This window comes from Nonomuraea sp. NPDC049758, from assembly GCF_040674635.1.
Taxonomy (GTDB): Bacteria; Actinomycetota; Actinomycetes; order Streptosporangiales; family Streptosporangiaceae; genus Nonomuraea.
Genome location: NZ_JBFAMZ010000023.1, coordinates 81,497 through 98,779, shown reverse-complemented (window position 1 = coordinate 98,779; position 17,283 = coordinate 81,497). Strand labels below are relative to the sequence as shown.

Here is a 17,283-nt window from a genome sequence, read left to right as displayed (position 1 = left end):
GGGGGGCGGCGGCGCTGGTGTCGCGGCACGAAATTGCGGGCGCCGGGTAGCGCCGCGCGACGAGGCTGCCGGTCAGGAGCGCATGAAGAGCCGGAACTGGAGCATCAGCGACAGCCGCTCGTCGTGGTTGTCCAGGCTTATCCCGGAGACCTCCGCGACCCGCTTCAGGCGGTAGCGGAACGTGTTGGGGTGGACGTGCAGCGACGCCGACGCGGCGATGTTGTCGCCGAAGTGGTCCAGCCACGCGCGCAGTGTCGGCACCAGGTACCCGTGGCGCTCGTCCTGCTCGACGAGGCGGGCGAGCGGCCCGCTGAGGCCCATCCCCCGCGCCGACACCAGGTCGGCCATCTCCATCATGAGCAGCTCGTACGCGTGCTCGACCGTCGAGCAGACGCGGTCGCCCTGCTGCGCGCTGCGGGCCAGCCGCAGCGCGCGGTCGGCCTCCTCCCGGGCCCGCGGGAGGGCGTAGGCGTCGGGCGCGACGGCGCTGACCCCGATCACCGCGGCGGACCGCCGCCCTACCCGGGCGAGGAAGTCCTTCGCCATCCGCTGACCGCGGTCCGAGTGCGGGTCGGCGGCCGGGGGCAGCGGAACGATCCCGTACACGATGTCGCCGACCAGCGCGGCGGAGGCGCCCGGCTGGACGGTGCCGAGGTGCATGTCGAACGCGTCACCGATGCGCAGCAGCTCGGCCGCGCGGTCGCCGCGCAGGCGTGCGGGCTCGTCCTCGCCGTCCGGGAGCGCGACCGCGAGCACCAGCATCGGGCGGTGGGGCAGGCCCAGCCGGGCCGCGACCTCCTCCGCCTCCGGGCCGCCGGCCAGGACCTGGGCGGTGAGGTCCGAACGCATTCGGCGCTCCACGTTGGCGTTCGCGCGGTGGCTCAGCAGGTGCACGGCGACCGTGCCCTGCAGCTCGCGGAAGGCCTGCATCCGCTCGTCCGAGAGCGGACCGGGGACCGCGGCCCACACCGAGCCCAGGATCTCGTCGTCGGCCCGGATGCCCAGCACGACGCGGGGCATCGTGAAACCGCCGTACCCGCTCTCGGGCGGATCGACGAAGAGCGGCTCCTGGGTGCGGTACAACTGGCGGAAGATGCCGCGCTCGGTGAGATCCTGCGTGGCCCAGGGCGTGACCTGGCGGTTGAGGATCGCGCCGATGCGCGACGGGTCCGCCTCCTCCTGCCGGATCGAGAAGGCGAGCACCCGGGAGTCCCGGTCCTCGACCGTGACCGGCGCGTCGAGGATCTCGGCGATGGCGTTCGCCAGGGCGAACAGGTCGCCGGTCGGGACGCCACTGAGCGGCGCCGCGAGCGCGGGGCCGGACGAGCCGTTCACCAGCGGCGCGAGGGTCGCGGCGAGCTGGATCCAGGAGTTCTCGTTGCCGAGCGCGAGCACCGGCACGACGGTCCGCGGGCCGGTCAGCGAGGCGACGACGCTCTCGTGGACGATGAGCGCGCCGCCCTGGCGTGCCACCCGCTCGCTGAGGGCGGTGAGCTGTGCACCAGCCTGGACCCCGACGGCAAGAACCAGGGGGCGCCGCGACCAGGCGACCTGGTCGGCCGGGTCGAAGATCACCAGGCCGTCGACGATCCGGTCGAGATCCTGGCCGTCGAACGCCGGGCGGAGCAGGGTGTGGCCGGCGTCCTCCAGGATCCGGGCCAGCGTGATCGACGGTCCGTCCACCACGACGGATGCTTCCGGCTGCTCCGGGTGCCCCACGGCTGTGACTCTAGCCACGGCCGGTTGGCCCGATCTTGTTCCACGGCACTGTCGGCCTGCTCGATCTGGTGCGGCAGCACCATCTATCCGGGGCTTCGGGGTGAATGCGGGATGGGCGGTAGCGGTCGCCGCTGTCTATGAGGACGCTGAACATCAGCGTTTCATCGGTCTGCTCAGCCCGAGGTTGGTGGGTGGTCCGGGTGCTCGGTGGTCGATGGAATGCGCGGGTAGGCCGGTGGGGCGTGTCTGGGCCGGCCGGGACCCGGGGGCGGCCAGAAACGCGAACATACTGCCCTCGGGCACCAGACGACCCACCAGCGCGGCGGCGTCGAGAAGCTCCCGGTCTGCACGCTCCACACTCCGCACCCAGAAATCATCGCATATCGGCATAAATCACGACAGACGATATGCCGATTCTTCAGCGGCCTCCTATAGAGGTAGCCACTCGGTGTGAACTGTTGCTGCGGCGAGGGCTTCGGGGTCGGGGGTGACACCCAGGCCCGGGCCTTCTGGGACTGACATGTAGCCGTCGCTGAGTTCGAGGGGTGGGGTGATGTCCTGGTGGTAGAAGCGCGACGAGGCGGAGATGTCGCCTGGTAGCCGCATGCCGGGCAGGGCGGCCAGGGCGGCGTTCGCGGCGCGGCCCAGGCCGGTCTCGACCATGCCGCCGCACCAGACCGGGACGTCGTGGGCTTGGCAGAGGTCGTGCACGCGCCGGGCCTCGAGGTAGCCGCCCACCCGGCCGGCCTTGATGTTGACGACACGGCACGCGCCCAGTCTGATCGCGTCGGCCGCGGCCCGGGCGGAGGTGATCGACTCGTCCAGGCAGATGGGGGTTCGCAGGTGGCGGGCCAGCTCGGCGTGGCCCAGCACGTTCTCCTCGGCCATCGGCTGCTCGATGAGCAGCAGGTCGAAATCGTCCAGCCTCCGGAGTTGGTCGACGTCGGCGAGCGTGTACGCCGCGTTCGCGTCGACCTGCAACGGGATGTCGCCGAACGCGTCCCGGATCGCGCGCACCGCCGCGACGTCCCAGCCTGGCTCAATCTTGAGTTTGATCCGCCGGTATCCGTCGGCCAGGTAGGCGCCGACCGCGGTGACCAGCTCGTCGAGGGTGTCCATGATGCCGACCGAGACGCCCGCCGGCACCGACGTGTGAACGGCGCCGAGCGCGCGGCTCAGCGGCATCCCCAGACCCCGTAGCTCGGCGTCCCAGACCGCCATCTCGAGCGCCGCTTTGCTCATCCGGTGCCCGCGGAAGCGATCCAGCGCGGCGCTGACGAGGTTGACGTCGATGGCGGGCAGGTCGCGCAGCGCGGGCACGAGGAAGTCGCGCAGCGTGATCATCGCCGCGCCGACGTACTCCGAGGCGTACAGCGGGTGCTGCGCGGCGACACACTCGCCCCAGCCCTCGGCGTCGGCGGTGACGGCACGGAGGATCAGCACGTCTTTGGTCGTCTGGGTGCCGAAGGAGGTGCGGAACGGCGACACCAGGGGCAGCCGGAGCCGCCGCATCTCGATGCCTTCCAGCGCGGATACCTTACCCATCAGGGTCACCTCAGTCCTCGGTCCGGGTCAGGGGGATGTTGGCGTACGCCGGGCCGGCGTCGCCGACCGTCAGCACCTCGCCGGTCGCGGACAGGTAGCGTCCCGGGCCGGCTGCGGTGAGCTGCAGGGTGATCGGGTGGTCGAGGGAGCCCCCACTGGGCAGGTCGATCACGGCATGGTCCCCGTCCTGCCGCAGGCGGTACGGCGCCATCGGCACCTCCCCCACCCGGGATTCGTAGTCGCCGGCCAGGCCGGGTTCGAGCGTCGACGGGCCGAGCTCGGGCACGGCGGTCCGGTACCGCACATCGCCGGTGACGGCGTCGAGCTGGTAACGCACGTGCCCGGCCGCGTCGCGCAGGAACACGGACCGGCCGTCGACGCCGTGAAGCTCGCCGTCGCGGGCGACGACGTCACGGATGTCGCCAAGGCGCCCGACGTACCGGCCGGCCGCGTCCTGCGGGTGAGGCGAAACCGCCGCCGGGGGTGGGGTGGCCTGCGAGCCGTGGCCGTCCGCGAGCCGCCGGACGATGTCGGCCGCCAGCTCGTTCTGCAGGTCGTGGTCCACGGAGTTGGTGAGCACCGCACCGCCGATGCCGAGGTCCGGCAGCCAGAACACCTGGCAGAGGAAGCCGAAGCCGGACCCGCCGTGGTGCAGCACCCGGACCCCGGGCGCCCAGCGGTCGACGTAGAGCCCCAGCCCGTACCCCTGGGTCTGCTGCTCGGTCAGCCTCGGGAAGTCCAGGTGTTGCCGGGCCAACTCGGGCCGTAGGACGCCGTCGCCCTCGCGCAACTGGAATCGCAGGTAGCGCAGTACATCCGCCACGCTGGTGTAGAGACCGCCCGACGGCACCATCGGCACTCGCCGGGGCACGTCGCGACCCGCGCGGGCGAACGTGCGGGAGTGCCCGAGCGCCCGGTCCTCCTCGCCGTCGAAGGCGCCGAAGTCGAACGTCGACCGGGTGAGACCGAGCGGCTCGAACAGCCGCCCGCGCATGAACTCGGCGAACGTCTCCCCCGCCGCAGTGGCCACCACCTGGCCGGCGAGGTCGATCCCGAGGTTGGAGTACTCGTGGTGGTGGCCGACGGGGAACCGCAGCCAGGTCTCGGAGATGCTGGCGAGGTGCTCCTCGAACGTGGCGTCGCCGACCTCGTAGTTGGACCCGACCGGCGCCTCGTGGGTGAAGCCGGCCGTGTGGGTCAGCAGGTGGCGCAGGGTGATCCGGCGTTCGGGCCGCTCCTCGAAGTCGCTGTGTACGGTGAAGTCCGGCAGGTGGCGCAGGATCGGCTGGTCGAGGTCGACCAGGCCCTCCTGCACGGCCAGCAGCACGCCGGTCGCGGTGACCAGCTTCGACGTCGACTGGACGCTGAACATGGTGCGGACGCCGATGCCGCTGCCGAATCCCTCGGCCCACAGGACGCCGTCGGCATCACACAACCCTACGGCGACCCCCGGTATCCCCCGCGACCTCGCTTCGCGGGGAACGGCTTCGGAGAGGTACGCGATGAGCTCATCGACCCGCGACATGACCCGTCCCTTCTTCGGTACGACCCCGCGCCGTCGACGATCCGGCCAGGACCGCCTCGTATCCGGCCGGATCGGTGACCCCCTCGGTGTCGAAGAGGACGAGCGTGGATCTGGGCCGCAGCAGCGAACCCGCCCGCGAGTCGAGCCGCAGGCGCCGGAGACCGGCCAGGCCGGCCGCGCCGCTCTCGCTGGTCGCGACGCCGAGCGCGGCGAGGTCGCGGACGGCCGCGGCCACTTCGAGGTCGGAGACCCGGGTGGCGGCACGGACGCCCCGCTGCAGCGCCGGCCATGCCACCAGCGAGACCTCGCCGCAGTTGAGCCCCGCCATCGTCGACTCGTGCGGTCCCGGCACCGTCACTCGTTCCCGGGCCGCCAGGGACTGCCACAGGCAGTCGGCCGCCGCCGGCTCGGCGGTGACGACGCTGCACGACCCGCTCGCGAGGCTGCGGACCGCGGCCGAGGCGAACGCGCCCACGCCCACCGGGACGAGCGCCAGGTCGATCGACGCGTCCGAGCCGAGCGCCGCGGCGAGCTGGCGCCGGGTCTCGGCGAAGATCGTCGAGTAGCCGGCGGCCACGGCCTCGGGGATCCGGGTGTACCCGGGCCACGACGTGTCCGAGACGAGCAGCTCGTGCCGGCCGTCGGGCCGGTCCCGCTCCGCGCTCTCGGCCGACCGGCGAACGGCGTCGTCGTACGATCCGGCGACCACCTCGACCTCGGCGCCCTCACCGCGGATCGCATCGACGCGTGCCTCGGCCATGTCCGCGGGCACGAAGATCCGGCTGTTCAGGCCCAGCCGGCGCGCCAGGTACGCGACGGCGCGGCCGTGGTTGCCGTCCGTGGCGGTCGACAGGACGATCGAGGCGCGCAGGGCGCCGGCCGCCTCGGTGAGCGCGTCGAACGTCGGGAAGGGCACGCGGCCGATGTGGCCGGCGATCGCCACGCTGACGGCCCAGCTCGCACCGACGACCTTGAACGACGGCAGGCCGAGGCGCTCGACCTCGTGCTTGACGAGCACGTGCGCGACGCCGACCTGGTCGGCGATCGCCGGCGCCGGCACCAGCGCGGACTCGGCGAATCCCGGGATCGATCGGTGAAAGTGCTCGATCGCGTCCGGAGGGCGTTCCGCCCAGCCGTCGAGGGCCGACCACGCCGGATTCCACAGGACGTTACTCTCGAAGTGCGCCATCTCAGTCCCCAGTTCCCCTTTTCTCATCGATGGCCGAGCCAGCCACGATCCGGCGCGCGCGCTCGACGACCGGGGCGTCGACCATGACGCCCCCGACGGCGACCGCACCCTGCCCGGCCGCCGCGATCACCTCGCGCGCCCAGGACACCTCCTCCGGCGACGGCGCGAAGGCGGCCCGGATCGCGCCGGCCTGGACCGGATGGACCGCGAGCTTGCCCGCGTAGCCCTCGCGGCGCGCTCGCCCGGCGTCGGCGAACGTGGCGTCGTAGTCCCGCAGCGCCATGGTCACCCCGTCCACCGGCGCGGGCTTCCCAGCCGCGCGGGACTCCAGAGCCAGCCGGCTCCGGACCTGCCTGACGACGTCGGACTCCTGCTCGCAGCCGAGATCGAGGGCGAGGTCGACAGTGCCCAGCATGAGCCGCTCCACCCGCTCGACGGCGAGCATCTCGGCGACTCTCCCGACGCCGGCGGCGGACTCGACGAGGGCCGCCGACGGCACCGGGAGCAGGTCGCACACGCGTTGCAGGTCCGCCGCCGACTCGGCCTTGGGCACGACCACGCCCCGCAGGCCCGCGCAGCCGACCAGCGCGCGCAGGTCGTCCGCGTGCCACGGTGATCCTGCCGGGTTCACCCGTACCCAGGCGGATCCGCCGGCGGCGAGCCAGCCCGCGACGTGGTCCCGGGCCGCCGACTTGGCAGTCGGCGCCACGGCGTCCTCCAGATCGCAGATGATCTGGTCGGCGGCGCTCGCGGCCTTGGCGAAGCGCTCAGGGCGGTCGCCCGGGACGAAGAGCCAGGCCGGGCCTCGTACGGTGCTCATGCGACCAACGCCGCGAAGGTCCAGTCGAGGACGGCTCCGCGACCGGCCACCGAGGTCTGGGTGTTGAGCACGGCGATCGCGGTGCCGTCCCGGTAGGGCGTGACGCCCCGCACCGTGACGCGGCTGCGCACCGTGTCGCCTTCGAAGACGGGCGCGACGTGGTCGCACGCGAACCACTCGGTCACGATCACCAGCCCCGGGACCATCCGGCAGGTCTGGCTGAGCGCGAGCCCGATCGTGTGCCCGCCGTAGACGAGCCGGCGGCCGCCGGCGGCCTCCGCGTCGTGGTGCACCGCCGCGATGTTGACGGTGAGCCGCGCCAGTTCCGGCGCGCTCGAGACGACGTCGCCGGCCGCCAGCTCGAAGGTGTCGCCGGCCGCAGGCAGACCGCCGGGCGAGGGCGCCAGCGGCTTGAGCGACCACTGCGCGAGCCAGTCGGGGGCCGTCGCCACGTCCGGCACGGACGGTGCGGTGAAAAGGCCGTCGACGTGGGGGCCCGTCTCCGGGGCCGGTCCGGCCCCCTCGCGGCAGGGCAGCAGCGCGCACCGGTCGAAAGCGAGGATGACACGTCCGGTCTGGTCCCGGGTCACGATGCTCAGCACCGCCTTGCCGCGCTCGGGCCGGTCGGGCCGGGACCGGACCCGGCGGAGAGCGACGACCTCGGTCGAGGTGACGAGGGTGTCGCCGAGGTACGGCGTCGCCCGCGGCCGCAGCCCCCGGTAGAAGAGGTTCGCCACCACCTGGCGGGTCACGACGCTCGACTGGCCGACGGCCACGTCCCAGACCACGCCGGGATACGCGAGGCCGGGACGTCCGGTGACCCGCTCGGCGAGCGTCTCGTCGAGGCAGAGCCGGAGCCGGTCGCCGAGGATCGCCCGGTGCTGGGCATGGAGCCCGGCATCCAGCGTGACGGCCGGCGCGGTGAAGGTGTCGCCGACCGCGAGGTCGTCGAACCAGGGACCGTCCACGACGCTCATGCGTTCTCCTCCAGTGCCGGCACGCCGGCGGTCAGGTAGCGGGTGAGCAGGCGCACCCCGCGGCCGTTGGCGCCTGCGGCCCACCGGGCGTCGGCGGCCGGGCGCATCACCGTGAGCCCGAGGTCGAGGTGCGCCCACGGCACACCGGACGCGAACGGCTCGAGGTACAGCGCCGCGGTGATGGCGCCGTACGGCTGGGGCGCGTCCGGGTCGAAGTTCCGGGCGTCCGCCACGTCGGAGGCGAGGGTGGCCCGGTAGGGCTCCCACATCGGCATCGCCCACCCGGGCTCACCGGCCGCGCCGCCGGCGGCCAGCACCCGCGCCAGCAGGGCGTCGTCGGTGCCGAAACCGGCCCACATGTCGGGGCCGAGGCCGGTGACCGAGGTCAGCGTCGCCAGGTCGACGATCGCGGCAGGGCCGGCCTCCACGGCGTACACCATGGCGTCCGCGACCACGAGCCGTCCCTCGCAGTCGGCGTCGGTCACCTCGACGGTCCGGCCACCACGATGGCGCAGGACGTCCCCGATCCGGACCGCGTACGGGCCCGGCATGTTCTCGGCGCACGGCAGATAGGCCCGTACCGGCGCGTCGGAGCCCAGGCGGGCCAGCGCGACGAGGGCGCCGAGAACGGCGGCGGCGCCGGCCATGTCCGCCTTCATGGTGAGCATGCCCCGGGTGGGTTTGAGCGACAGGCCGCCCGCGTCGAAGGTGATGCCCTTGCCGACGAGCGCCGTGTGCGGGCCGTCGCCTCCGCGTCGCAGCTCGATCAGGCACGGCGGATGCACGCTTCCCCGGCCCACGCCGGCGATGCCGCCGAATTGCTCGCGCTCCAGCGTCGCGGCGTCGTGTACGCGTACCTCGAACCCGAGCGCCTCGCCGAGTTCCTGGCACACGGTCGCCAGGCGCGCCGGGACGAGTTGGCCGGGCGGCGTGTTGATCAGGTCCCGAGCGAGGTTGGCGGCCGCGCCGAGCGCGACCCCTTCCCGCACGGCACGCTCCGGCCCCCCGTGCCTACGCGGACCGGGGTCGAGCCGGGCGAGCAGGTCGGCGACGGTCCAGTCGGGGCGGTATCGGTACGTGCCGAGGGTCCAGCCCTCCGCCGCGGCGACCGCGCAATCCGGGTCGGCCTCCCAGCACCCGATCGCGTCGAGCACCGCCGGCGCGGATCCGCAGTGCCGGGCCGCCGCCATCGCGGCCGCCCGCACGTGGTCGAACGCCAGGCCCGGCCGGGGATCACCGACGGTCACGTAGACGAGGTCGGGGCCGTCGAGGATGGGGATCCGGGCCACGTCGTCGGCCTCGGCCGGGCCGAGGCGAGCCCCGATCGCGTGCACGTCAACATCAACTCCGGCCTCCGCGAGGAAGCCGGCGACCGGGGCCGGCACCACCCCATCGGTCCCGACCGGCACGACGACCACGTCCGCCACCCGTTCCGTCACCTGGTCCTCCTGAACACGCGGGCCGCCCGCTGCGACCCGTCTCGTTTGAGCAAGCTAACCGGCGGCGCCGGCTGCCGTCGGTGTCGAACACCCAACCTCGGGACCGCCTTTCATGTCGGGCCACAAGAGTCGCCACCGCACCCGATGAAACGTTGGCGGCGCCGTCCAAAGCGCCGGAGGAAAACCCATGAACGCACTGTCCGTCGGCTCCCGCTCCCGGGTCGCCGGCGTCGTCGCGGCGTCGGTCCGGATGATCCGCTGCGAGTCACCCTCCACCGACCTCGCCGCGGTCGCCCGCAGCGCCGACTGCGTCGCGCGGGTCGGCGAAGAGATCCTGGGCCGCCCCGCCGAGCCGATCGTCACCGCCGGCCGCACCCACCTGCGCTGGCGGTGGGGAAAGGAGCCACCTCGCGTGCTCGTGCTGGGGCACCACGACACCGTCTGGCCGCTGGGCACGATCGACACGATCCCCTGCACGGCCGGCGACCGGATCCGCGGGCCCGGGTGCCTGGACATGAAGGTGGGCCTCGCCCTCGCCTTCCACGCCATCGCCGCGCTCGACGACCCATCCGGGGTCACCCTGCTGGTCACCGGCGACGAGGAGCTCGGCTCTCCGACCTCCCGCGAGCTGATCGAGGATGAGGCCAGGGGCTGCGCTGCGGCCCTGGTACTGGAGGCCGGCGACGACTCCGGCGCCCTGAAGACCGAGCGCAAGGGCCGTGCCCACTACGAGCTGACCTTCGCCGGACGCGCGGCCCACGCCGGCCTGGAACCGCACCTGGGCGCGAACGCGCTGATCACACTGGGCGCCGCCGTCGGCGCCGTCGCCGCGCTGGCCGACGAGGCGGCGGGGACCAGCGTGACGCCGACGATGGCTTCCGCCGGTACGGCCGTCAACACGGTGCCGGACCGGGCCACGCTGACGATCGACGTTCGCGCCCGGACCGCCGAGGAGCTGCGGCGGGTCGACGCCGCGATCCGCGGCCTGGCGCCGGCGAACGGTGACGTCACCATCGAGATGGAGGGTGGCATCGACCGTCCGCCGCTCGATGCCACGATGACGGCCGGGCTGTTCGAGCGGGCCCGCGCCGTGGCGGATCGGCTGGGCATCGGCCCGCTCGCCGGCGTCGCGGTCGGCGGCGGATCGGACGGCAACCTCACGGCCGCTGCCGGGGTGCCGACCCTGGACGGCCTGGGCGCGGTGGGCGGCGGGGCGCACGCCCGCCACGAGTGGGTCGACGTGGCTCGGCTCGGCGACCGTCTCGCCCTGCTGACCGGGCTGCTCGCCGACCTGCTCGGCGAGGCCGGGCGATGACGCCGGAGCACGGAGTGTCAGTCCGCGAGGCGGCCGGGCTCGCCGACCTCGAGGCGATCGCCGCCCTCTTCAACCGGGTCTGGGACGGCGCGCCCGACTCCAGCCAGATCACCGTCGCGTTGCTGCGCGCCTTCAGCATGACCGGCAACTACGTCGCCGTCGCATTCGTCGGGGAGCATCTGGCCGGCGCCGCGGTCGGGTTCCTCGCCCCGCACAACGGATCCCTGCACAGCCACATCACCGGGGTCGAGGCGAAGTACCGCGCCCGGCAGATCGGCTATCTGCTCAAGTGCCACCAGCGCGACTGGGCGCTGGGCCGCGGCATCGGCTCGATCACCTGGACGTTCGACCCCCTGGTCCGTCGCAACGCGTACTTCAACCTGGTCAAGCTCGGCGCCCGGGCGACGGACTACCTGCCCGACTGCTACGGCCCGATGCACGACGGGCTCAACCGCGGCGAGGCCAGCGACCGGCTGTTCGTCGAGTGGGACCTGCTCTCCCCCGCCGCCGCCGGGCCGCCCGAGGGCGACCATCGGCCGCTGATCACGGTCCGCGACGACGCGCTCCAGGTGGTGCCGTGGACCGGCGGGCCCGCCTTCGTCCCGGTCCCCGAGGACATCGAACGGGTCCGGGTCGAGAACCCCCTCCTCGCGCGGGCCTGGCGTGCCCACGTACGGGACGCGCTGGCCGGGGCCCTGGCCGGCGGCGCCGAGATCGCCGCCTTCGACCGGCGGCACGGCTATCTGATCACCAACCCAGCCAAGACAGGAGAACGATGAAAGACCACCCGGACGTCGTGACGATCTGCTCCGACCTCATCGCGATCGACACCAGCAACTACGGCAAGGCGGGCAGCAAGGGCGAGCTGGCCGCGGCCGAGTACGTCGCCGGTCTCCTACGCGGGGCGGGGTACGACCCCGAGATCATCGAGTCCGCGCCGACCCGGGCCAACGTCGTTCTCCGGGTCCCGGGCGCCGACCGGTCGCTGCCCGGCCTGCTCGTCCACGGGCATCTCGACGTCGTCCCCGCCGAGCCGGAGCGGTGGACGGTGGCGCCGTTCGAGGGCCGGGTGGCGGACGGATACGTGTGGGGCCGCGGCGCGACCGACATGAAGGACACGGTCGCGATGATGCTCGCCACCCTGCTGCGGTGGGCGGCCGACGCGACCGGACCACGACGCGACGTGGTCTTCGCCTTCGTCGCGGACGAGGAGGAGGACGGTGCCCTCGGCGCCGAGTGGCTGGTGCGCAACCGACCCGAGCTCTTCGCCGGGGTCACCACCGCCATCGGCGAGTCGGGCGGGCGGCCCGTGCCGGTACGGGCGCCCGACGGGACGGTACGGCGGTTCTACCCGATCGCTGTCGCCGAGCGTGGCTCCCTCCACATGCGTGTCCGCGCGACCGGTACGGAGGGCCACGGGTCACGCCCGAACCCGGACAACCCCGTCGCCCGCCTGGTGACCGGCCTGGCCCGGATCTCGGCGCACCGGTGGCCGCTGACGCTGACGCCACCGGTGCGCCGGCTGCTCGACACCGCCGTGCGGACCCTCGGCCTGGACGCCGACCTCTCCTCCGACGAGGGCGTCGAGGCCGTCCTCGACCGGATCGGGCCGCTGCGCGAGTACGTCGAGCCGTCGCTGCGCTGCTCGACGAACGTCACCGTGCTCGACGCGGGCTACAAGTTCAACGTGGTACCAGGCGAGGCGCACGCCGAGATCGACGTACGCTCGCTGCCCGGCACCGAGGACGAACAGCTCGCCATCATCGACGAGTTGCTGGGACCGTCCGTCACCCGGTCATTCCTGTCCTACCGCCCCGCGATCGGGGCCGGCTGGGACAACCCCTGGTACGACGCGATGGCCGCGTCGGTCCTGCGCCACGACCCGGACGGCGTGATCGTCCCGTTCTGCATGGGCGGTGGCACCGACGCCAAGCCGTTCGCCGAGCTGGGGCTGGCGGGCTTCGGCTTCGCCCCGCTCGGTGAGGACCCCGACGGCCGCACACCAGCCGGCATGCACGGCGTCGACGAACGTGTGCCGATCGCGTCCCTGCGCAGCGGCCTCGACGTGCTGGACGACTTCCTGCGCACGGTATGACCCGCTACGGCGCCGCGAACGCCCTGGCGTGGAACCGGCTGCATCCCACCTGACAGTGAGGACGGAGATGAGCGCTTCCCGCCAGGGTCTGCCCCATCGCCTGACTGACCTTGGGTCCTCAACGGGATCCGTCTACCCCGGCCGGGAAGCGCTCATGTGCACTCACCGGACGCGGCACCTGTGACTTCATGGGAGCCTGGCCGGAGGCCCCATCACTGTCTTGTCCGCTTGCCCGGCTGGCCACCGACGGCACTGCACCCTGCCGATAACTACATCCGCCCAGGTCATGGCCATCTGGAGACTTCGCGTCGCGGCACGAGCTCCAACCACCGGGAGAGGGCGAACGCCTGCGGCATGATGATCGGCCATGCTCTTCGTCTGGCCTACCTCACCGTCACGAACACGTTCACCGCGCTGCGATTGCTCCCCATGGGCGACCGGGACAAGGACATCGAGATCCGCGCCCTGCACCACCCGATCACCATCCTCGAACGCCAACTCGGCGCCGACACCAGAGTGCGATTCGCGCCCGAGGACCGAGCCTTCCCTGCCGCGCTCCCGACCTCGCTGCCCCGCGAGGTCCTCCGCCGGGTGCGGCTGCTCATCCGCCCCGACACCGTCTTGCACCGGCATCGCGACCTGATGCGACGTCGTCACGCTCGTACCTGTCGGCCGAAGCGGCCTGGCCACCCACCCACGGTCCGCTCCATCCGTGCCCTCGTCCTGCGTCTGGTTCCGGAGAACCCCGGCTGGGGCTACCGACGCGGTCAATGACCTCCGATCCCCAGGCCGGGGCCGCGTCCCGGCCAGCGGGGTAAAGCCAGACCGGCCGGAGGCCAAAGGAAGGGCCAGGAGGAAGGGCCGCTGGGCGCGCCACGCCGCCTCGGTGGCCCGCTACACGAATACACGCAGGTTGCATGAGATGCCACGGCATTCGGCGCCCCTACGCGTCCTGCTCCAACCTGACTGCGGACTCGAGGCTTTCGACGTTGAGCGCGGTACGTGATTCTCGGCGGGGGTCAGGCGGTGGTGAGCTGGCGGATGAGGGGAAGGAGGATGTCGTCGACGATGGAGGCGATCGCGTCGTCGACCGGCGGGCGGCCGTGGAGCACCACCTCGTTGCGGACCAGGTCGAAGGGCAGCTGGAGCACCCGTGGTGGAAGGTTCACGGCGCGAATCTCGTGCCGCTCCGCCGCTCTGGCCAGGACGGTCGCCGCCGCGTCCCCGCGGGTGGAGCGGGCGATCCAGGCATGCAGGGCGGCGGCGGCGTCCGGGTCGCGGGCCGTTTCGGCGGCCAATCCGGCCAGGACCTCGCCGCGTACGCTGCCCAGCCCCTTCACCGTCTGCCCCAGTAGCTCGATCAGATCCGAGCGCAGGCTGCCGGTGTCAGGGGCCTCCATGCTGGGCGGGGCGGCGCGTTCCATGGCCGCGAGCGCGAGCTCGGCGCGGGTGGGCCATCGGCGGCTGAGCACCGGGCGGCTGGTGCCGGCCAGTGCGGCGACCGCTTCGAACGTCAGCCTGGCGTAGCCGACCTCCTCAAGGATCTGCCAGGTCGCGTCGAGGATGGCGTGCTCCAGTCGCTGTCCGCGTCTTCGGGTGGCCGTCATCGAAACCCTCCTTAAGATTCACATCGCATCTTATGTGTGTTAGCGTGCGAGAGGAAATGAGATACACCTCGCATCTTAAGGAGAGTTTGTGGTCATCACAGCCAGCGTGCACACCGAGGGCGCGCAGATCGTCTACGACCACCAGGGCAGCGGCCCGCTGCTGCTGCTGATCTCCGGCGGTGGCGGCGACGCCGCCCGCCACCGCGGCCTGGCAGCCCTGCTCGCCGAGGAGTACACGGTGGTCAGCTACGACCGGCGGTGCAACTCCCGCAGCACCGGCGACCTCACCCGGGACATGGACATGGCCCAGCAGGCCCGCGACGCCGTCGCCGTGATCCACGCCATGGGCCACGAGCGGGCCTACGTCTTCGGCAACAGCTGTGGCGCCTCCATCGGCCTGGAAATGGCTGCCCACCACCCGGCCGCCATCATCAAACTGATCGCCCATGAGGCGCCGGTCATGTCGATCCTGCCCGACGGCCGTTTCTGGCAGACGTACATGGACGGCGCCCACGACACCTTCGTCAAAGAGGGCGAGGTCGCGGCCATGAAGGTGTTCCACTCCGCTTTCGTCGGCTTCCCGGAGTCCACGATCGCCCGCATCTCGGCGGAGAACATCACCCCGAACAGCCAGTTCTTCCTGTCGCGGGAGTTCCTGCCGATCACGTACTACCTGCCGGACCTCGACCGGATCCGCGCCAACGGGGTGGCGGTGGTCAGCGCGGCCGGGAGCGCCAGCGCCGGCGCGTTCTACGCCCGTACCGCGCCCATCGTCGCCGAACGCACCGGCTGCCCGTACGTCGAGTTCCCCGGCAACCACATCGCCTTCATCAACGATCCCGAACCCTTCGCCCAGGCACTTCGCGATGCCCTGCGTTGACGATTACTCATCCGGCTGGAGGCCGGTCATGACGGAGCACACCAGCGAATCCCTGCCCGAGCTCCCGACGGTCAGGTCCTGCCCGTACCTTGCGGTGGGCGCTGGATCTCGGCGGGCGACATTGGTCGGCGATGGCGTCGACGCAGGACAGGCGCCCTCACACTCACGACGCTCGGCACCTGCACCGACGACCTCACCGCCGCGTACACGCCGATCACACCGGCCGCCTGCCCGGTCGAGGGCGCCCCCCGGTCACGGTTCAGGCCCACCGCATCGAGGTTCCCGCGGGCGGATCGTGGAGCGCTGACGGCGTGGCACTCCTGCAGGCGGTCACGTTCGTCGCGTGGGTAGGCGACGCACAGGTCAGCACCGCGGACGGCGTCTCGACCTTGCACGAGGGGGAATCGGTGTCCTGGTCGGTCGCCGAGGCCGCCCCAGCAGGTCTCCGTGTGGAAGGCGGGCACAGAGTGACCGACGGCGACGGCAACCTGACCTTCACCTGGCCCGCTGGCACCTTCACCGCGCCTCCAGTCGTCGCGATCGCCGGCGAGGCCGGGGCAGGGCACCGGTCGGCGCGCATCGTGTCGAACACGGCGGCCTCGACGGTCGTGCAGGCGCAGGCGGCGGCGGTCGTCAAGGTAATTGGCATTTTGGTACTCGGGTGGGTGCCGCAGCCGCCGGCGTGAGGGGCACGCTCTCGCGGTCGCCCTGTGAGCTGCGAGCGGGGATAGGAGGGGGGAGCAGGCTGCTGGTCCCTGTAGGGGAGAGACCCCTGGCAGTCTCTCCCCCTACAGGGGGATATTTACGTGCGATCGGCACGCAAGGCACGCAACTGCCTAGGATCGCGCAGATGAAGAAGACGATCTTTGGCCTTGCAGCCACGATGCTGACTGCGGCCACCATCACGATGATGCCGTCCGCCGCCCAGGCCGAGCCGCTCCCCAGCGGCTGCAACAGCGGAGTTGGGTATCAGCACGCCTACACCTGGGCGAATTGCTCGGGCGGTGGAGGCTACGTCCGCGCAGTCGCCACCTGTGCTAGCGGCACCGCGAAGAAGAAGGTCTACAGCTCCTGGAAGGTGAACGCGGGCGACAAGCTCGCGCGCACTGCGTACGCTCACTGCCCCAGCTCCTACCCCAAGGCTGTGGGCCACAGCTACGACATCAAGCGCTGATCCGGCCGGCGAGCCAGCGAAAGGGGCCCTCCGACTCTGAGGTCGGCGGGCCCTCCGCGCCTGCTGTCGGCGTACCTGACCAGCCCGATCCGGCACGTCTTCGCCGGTCGGCTGGTCGACTGGGCCCGTGACACCCTGCGCACCACCCTGGACATCGCGCGCAAGCCCGCTGACCAGCGCGGGGCCTCGTGTGGCCGCGCTGCACTTCTTCTTCGGCCCCCGCATATCGCGCATAACCCCAGCCATGCTCTCGGAGTTACGGGCCATCGCCCTCCGATCCGCGACCGCGCGCGGGTGTACCACGGCCAGTCATTCACCGACGAGTTCCAAGCGCTCCGACCCAGAATGCGATCACGAACCCCCGTCGCACCAGGACGACCCGCAGCAAACGCTGCCCCGCCTCTCGCAGGATTCGCTGGAGTGACACATCCGTTCAATCATTTCTGGAGAACGCCTCCCTGGTGGTTCTCATGCTCATCCCGGGCGCGGGGTGGACCACGGCGGCCACCGTCCAGGCGCTGCCTGACATCCGGCCGGCGATCAGCGAGAGCGCCGCGCCGGGAACCGTGACCGTGCTGGCGTGCGAGTCAAGATCTTCCCCTTTCGCCTCCAAGCGGGGGCGGTCCTGCGGAGGGACCTTCGTCTACGACGCCACCGGCGAGGCGGTTCCGGTCATCGCTCACAAGAGAGCGGATCCGGGCGACGTCTACGCCGCCCGGATCACCGCCGACGGCGACAATGCCTTGCTGCGCGGCGGGAAGGGCGTGCCGGCCACCCTTACCCCGGTCTCTCCGGGCCTGCTCATCCTGGGGCTGGTGCTGACGGGCTTGATGTACTTCGCACCGGTGAACACGCTGTGGCCGTTCATGACCGCGACCGGCGCGGCAGCCGTGTCAGGGCTGGTAGGCCAGGTCGCCGGCTTCATCGCGTCCAACACCTGACCGGTCAACCAGCGCCTCGACGCCCCCGGCGTCAGGTCCCCGCCGGCGCGGTCGCCG

General features: G+C 72.1%; 16 protein-coding genes. 8 read left to right on the top strand and 8 right to left on the bottom strand.

What is annotated here, in order from left to right:
• Positions 1-72 precede the first annotated feature (72 nt).
• The 7 genes from AB0J46_RS42320 to AB0J46_RS42290 form a co-directional block, all read right to left on the bottom strand.
• The gene (locus AB0J46_RS42320; RefSeq protein WP_364340679.1) at positions 73-1,719 is read right to left on the bottom strand and encodes a helix-turn-helix domain-containing protein; all 1,647 of its coding nucleotides are present in this window, start codon (positions 1,717-1,719) and stop codon (positions 73-75) included.
• A gap of 429 nt (positions 1,720-2,148) precedes the next feature.
• Positions 2,149-3,264: an o-succinylbenzoate synthase gene (gene menC, locus AB0J46_RS42315; protein WP_364340677.1), complete on the bottom strand. Its 1,116-nt coding sequence runs from the start codon at positions 3,262-3,264 to the stop codon at positions 2,149-2,151.
• A gap of 10 nt (positions 3,265-3,274) precedes the next feature.
• Positions 3,275-4,789: a serine hydrolase domain-containing protein gene (locus tag AB0J46_RS42310; protein WP_364340675.1), complete on the bottom strand. Its 1,515-nt coding sequence runs from the start codon at positions 4,787-4,789 to the stop codon at positions 3,275-3,277.
• A complete protein-coding gene (locus AB0J46_RS42305) occupies positions 4,773-5,978 on the bottom strand; it encodes a pyridoxal-phosphate dependent enzyme (RefSeq protein WP_364340673.1) in 1,206 nt (401 codons plus the stop codon). Before AB0J46_RS42305 ends, AB0J46_RS42310 begins: the two co-directional genes overlap by 17 nt.
• Position 5,979: 1 nt before the next feature.
• On the bottom strand, positions 5,980-6,798 hold the full coding sequence (locus tag AB0J46_RS42300; protein ID WP_364340671.1) for a CoA ester lyase: 819 nt from the start codon (positions 6,796-6,798) through the stop codon (positions 5,980-5,982).
• The gene (locus AB0J46_RS42295) at positions 6,795-7,775 is read right to left on the bottom strand and encodes a MaoC family dehydratase (RefSeq protein WP_364340669.1); all 981 of its coding nucleotides are present in this window, start codon (positions 7,773-7,775) and stop codon (positions 6,795-6,797) included. The genes AB0J46_RS42300 and AB0J46_RS42295 overlap by 4 nt, the downstream gene beginning before the upstream one ends.
• Positions 7,772-9,214, bottom strand: a complete 1,443-nt coding sequence (locus AB0J46_RS42290; protein WP_364340667.1) for a leucyl aminopeptidase family protein — start codon at positions 9,212-9,214, stop codon at positions 7,772-7,774. The genes AB0J46_RS42295 and AB0J46_RS42290 overlap by 4 nt, the downstream gene beginning before the upstream one ends.
• A 187-nt stretch (positions 9,215-9,401) precedes the next feature.
• Between AB0J46_RS42290 and AB0J46_RS42285 the strand changes: the two genes are divergently transcribed.
• From AB0J46_RS42285 to AB0J46_RS42270, 4 genes are all read left to right on the top strand, one after another.
• Complete coding sequence (locus AB0J46_RS42285; RefSeq protein WP_364340665.1) at positions 9,402-10,529, top strand: M20/M25/M40 family metallo-hydrolase; 1,128 nt, start codon at positions 9,402-9,404, stop codon at positions 10,527-10,529.
• A gap of 14 nt (positions 10,530-10,543) precedes the next feature.
• A complete protein-coding gene (locus AB0J46_RS42280; RefSeq protein WP_364340663.1) occupies positions 10,544-11,308 on the top strand; it encodes a GNAT family N-acetyltransferase in 765 nt (254 codons plus the stop codon).
• The gene (locus tag AB0J46_RS42275; RefSeq protein WP_364340661.1) at positions 11,305-12,624 is read left to right on the top strand and encodes a M20/M25/M40 family metallo-hydrolase; all 1,320 of its coding nucleotides are present in this window, start codon (positions 11,305-11,307) and stop codon (positions 12,622-12,624) included. Before AB0J46_RS42280 ends, AB0J46_RS42275 begins: the two co-directional genes overlap by 4 nt.
• 354 nt (positions 12,625-12,978) lie before the next feature.
• Complete coding sequence (locus AB0J46_RS42270; protein WP_364340659.1) at positions 12,979-13,398, top strand: hypothetical protein; 420 nt, start codon at positions 12,979-12,981, stop codon at positions 13,396-13,398.
• 245 nt (positions 13,399-13,643) lie between these two features.
• Here the strand turns inward: AB0J46_RS42270 and AB0J46_RS42265 are convergent, their stop codons facing one another.
• On the bottom strand, positions 13,644-14,231 hold the full coding sequence (locus AB0J46_RS42265) for a TetR/AcrR family transcriptional regulator (RefSeq protein ID WP_364340657.1): 588 nt from the start codon (positions 14,229-14,231) through the stop codon (positions 13,644-13,646).
• A gap of 88 nt (positions 14,232-14,319) precedes the next feature.
• Here AB0J46_RS42265 and AB0J46_RS42260 point away from each other — a divergent pair, with 88 nt between their 5' ends.
• The 4 genes from AB0J46_RS42260 (at position 14,320) to AB0J46_RS42245 (ending at position 17,226) form a co-directional block, all read left to right on the top strand.
• Positions 14,320-15,111, top strand: a complete 792-nt coding sequence (locus AB0J46_RS42260) for an alpha/beta hydrolase (RefSeq protein ID WP_364340655.1) — start codon at positions 14,320-14,322, stop codon at positions 15,109-15,111.
• Positions 15,112-15,422: 311 nt separating this feature from the next.
• The gene (locus AB0J46_RS42255; RefSeq protein WP_364340653.1) at positions 15,423-15,797 is read left to right on the top strand and encodes a hypothetical protein; all 375 of its coding nucleotides are present in this window, start codon (positions 15,423-15,425) and stop codon (positions 15,795-15,797) included.
• 164 nt (positions 15,798-15,961) lie between these two features.
• Positions 15,962-16,285, top strand: a complete 324-nt coding sequence (locus tag AB0J46_RS42250) for a hypothetical protein (protein ID WP_358293666.1) — start codon at positions 15,962-15,964, stop codon at positions 16,283-16,285.
• Between the two features lie 470 nt (positions 16,286-16,755).
• Positions 16,756-17,226 carry a hypothetical protein gene (locus AB0J46_RS42245; RefSeq protein ID WP_364340651.1) on the top strand — a complete coding sequence of 157 codons (471 nt, stop codon included), beginning with the start codon at positions 16,756-16,758 and terminating at the stop codon, positions 17,224-17,226.
• Positions 17,227-17,283: the final 57 nt, after the last annotated feature.

What these genes read in the sequence shown, in the direction of transcription:
- menC (WP_364340677.1), bottom strand. Translation starts at nt 3,264, where the DNA reads ATGGGTAAGGTATCCGCGCTGGAAGGCATCGAGATGCGGCGGCTCCGG.
- AB0J46_RS42310 (WP_364340675.1), bottom strand. Translation starts at nt 4,789, where the DNA reads ATGTCGCGGGTCGATGAGCTCATCGCGTACCTCTCCGAAGCCGTTCCC.
- AB0J46_RS42305 (WP_364340673.1), bottom strand. Translation starts at nt 5,978, where the DNA reads ATGGCGCACTTCGAGAGTAACGTCCTGTGGAATCCGGCGTGGTCGGCC.
- AB0J46_RS42300 (WP_364340671.1), bottom strand. Translation starts at nt 6,798, where the DNA reads ATGAGCACCGTACGAGGCCCGGCCTGGCTCTTCGTCCCGGGCGACCGC.
- AB0J46_RS42295 (WP_364340669.1), bottom strand. Translation starts at nt 7,775, where the DNA reads ATGAGCGTCGTGGACGGTCCCTGGTTCGACGACCTCGCGGTCGGCGAC.
- AB0J46_RS42285 (WP_364340665.1), top strand. Translation starts at nt 9,402, where the DNA reads ATGAACGCACTGTCCGTCGGCTCCCGCTCCCGGGTCGCCGGCGTCGTC.
- AB0J46_RS42275 (WP_364340661.1), top strand. Translation starts at nt 11,305, where the DNA reads ATGAAAGACCACCCGGACGTCGTGACGATCTGCTCCGACCTCATCGCG.
- AB0J46_RS42270 (WP_364340659.1), top strand. Translation starts at nt 12,979, where the DNA reads ATGATGATCGGCCATGCTCTTCGTCTGGCCTACCTCACCGTCACGAAC.
- AB0J46_RS42265 (WP_364340657.1), bottom strand. Translation starts at nt 14,231, where the DNA reads ATGACGGCCACCCGAAGACGCGGACAGCGACTGGAGCACGCCATCCTC.
- AB0J46_RS42250 (WP_358293666.1), top strand. Translation starts at nt 15,962, where the DNA reads ATGAAGAAGACGATCTTTGGCCTTGCAGCCACGATGCTGACTGCGGCC.
- AB0J46_RS42245 (WP_364340651.1), top strand. Translation starts at nt 16,756, where the DNA reads ATGCTCATCCCGGGCGCGGGGTGGACCACGGCGGCCACCGTCCAGGCG.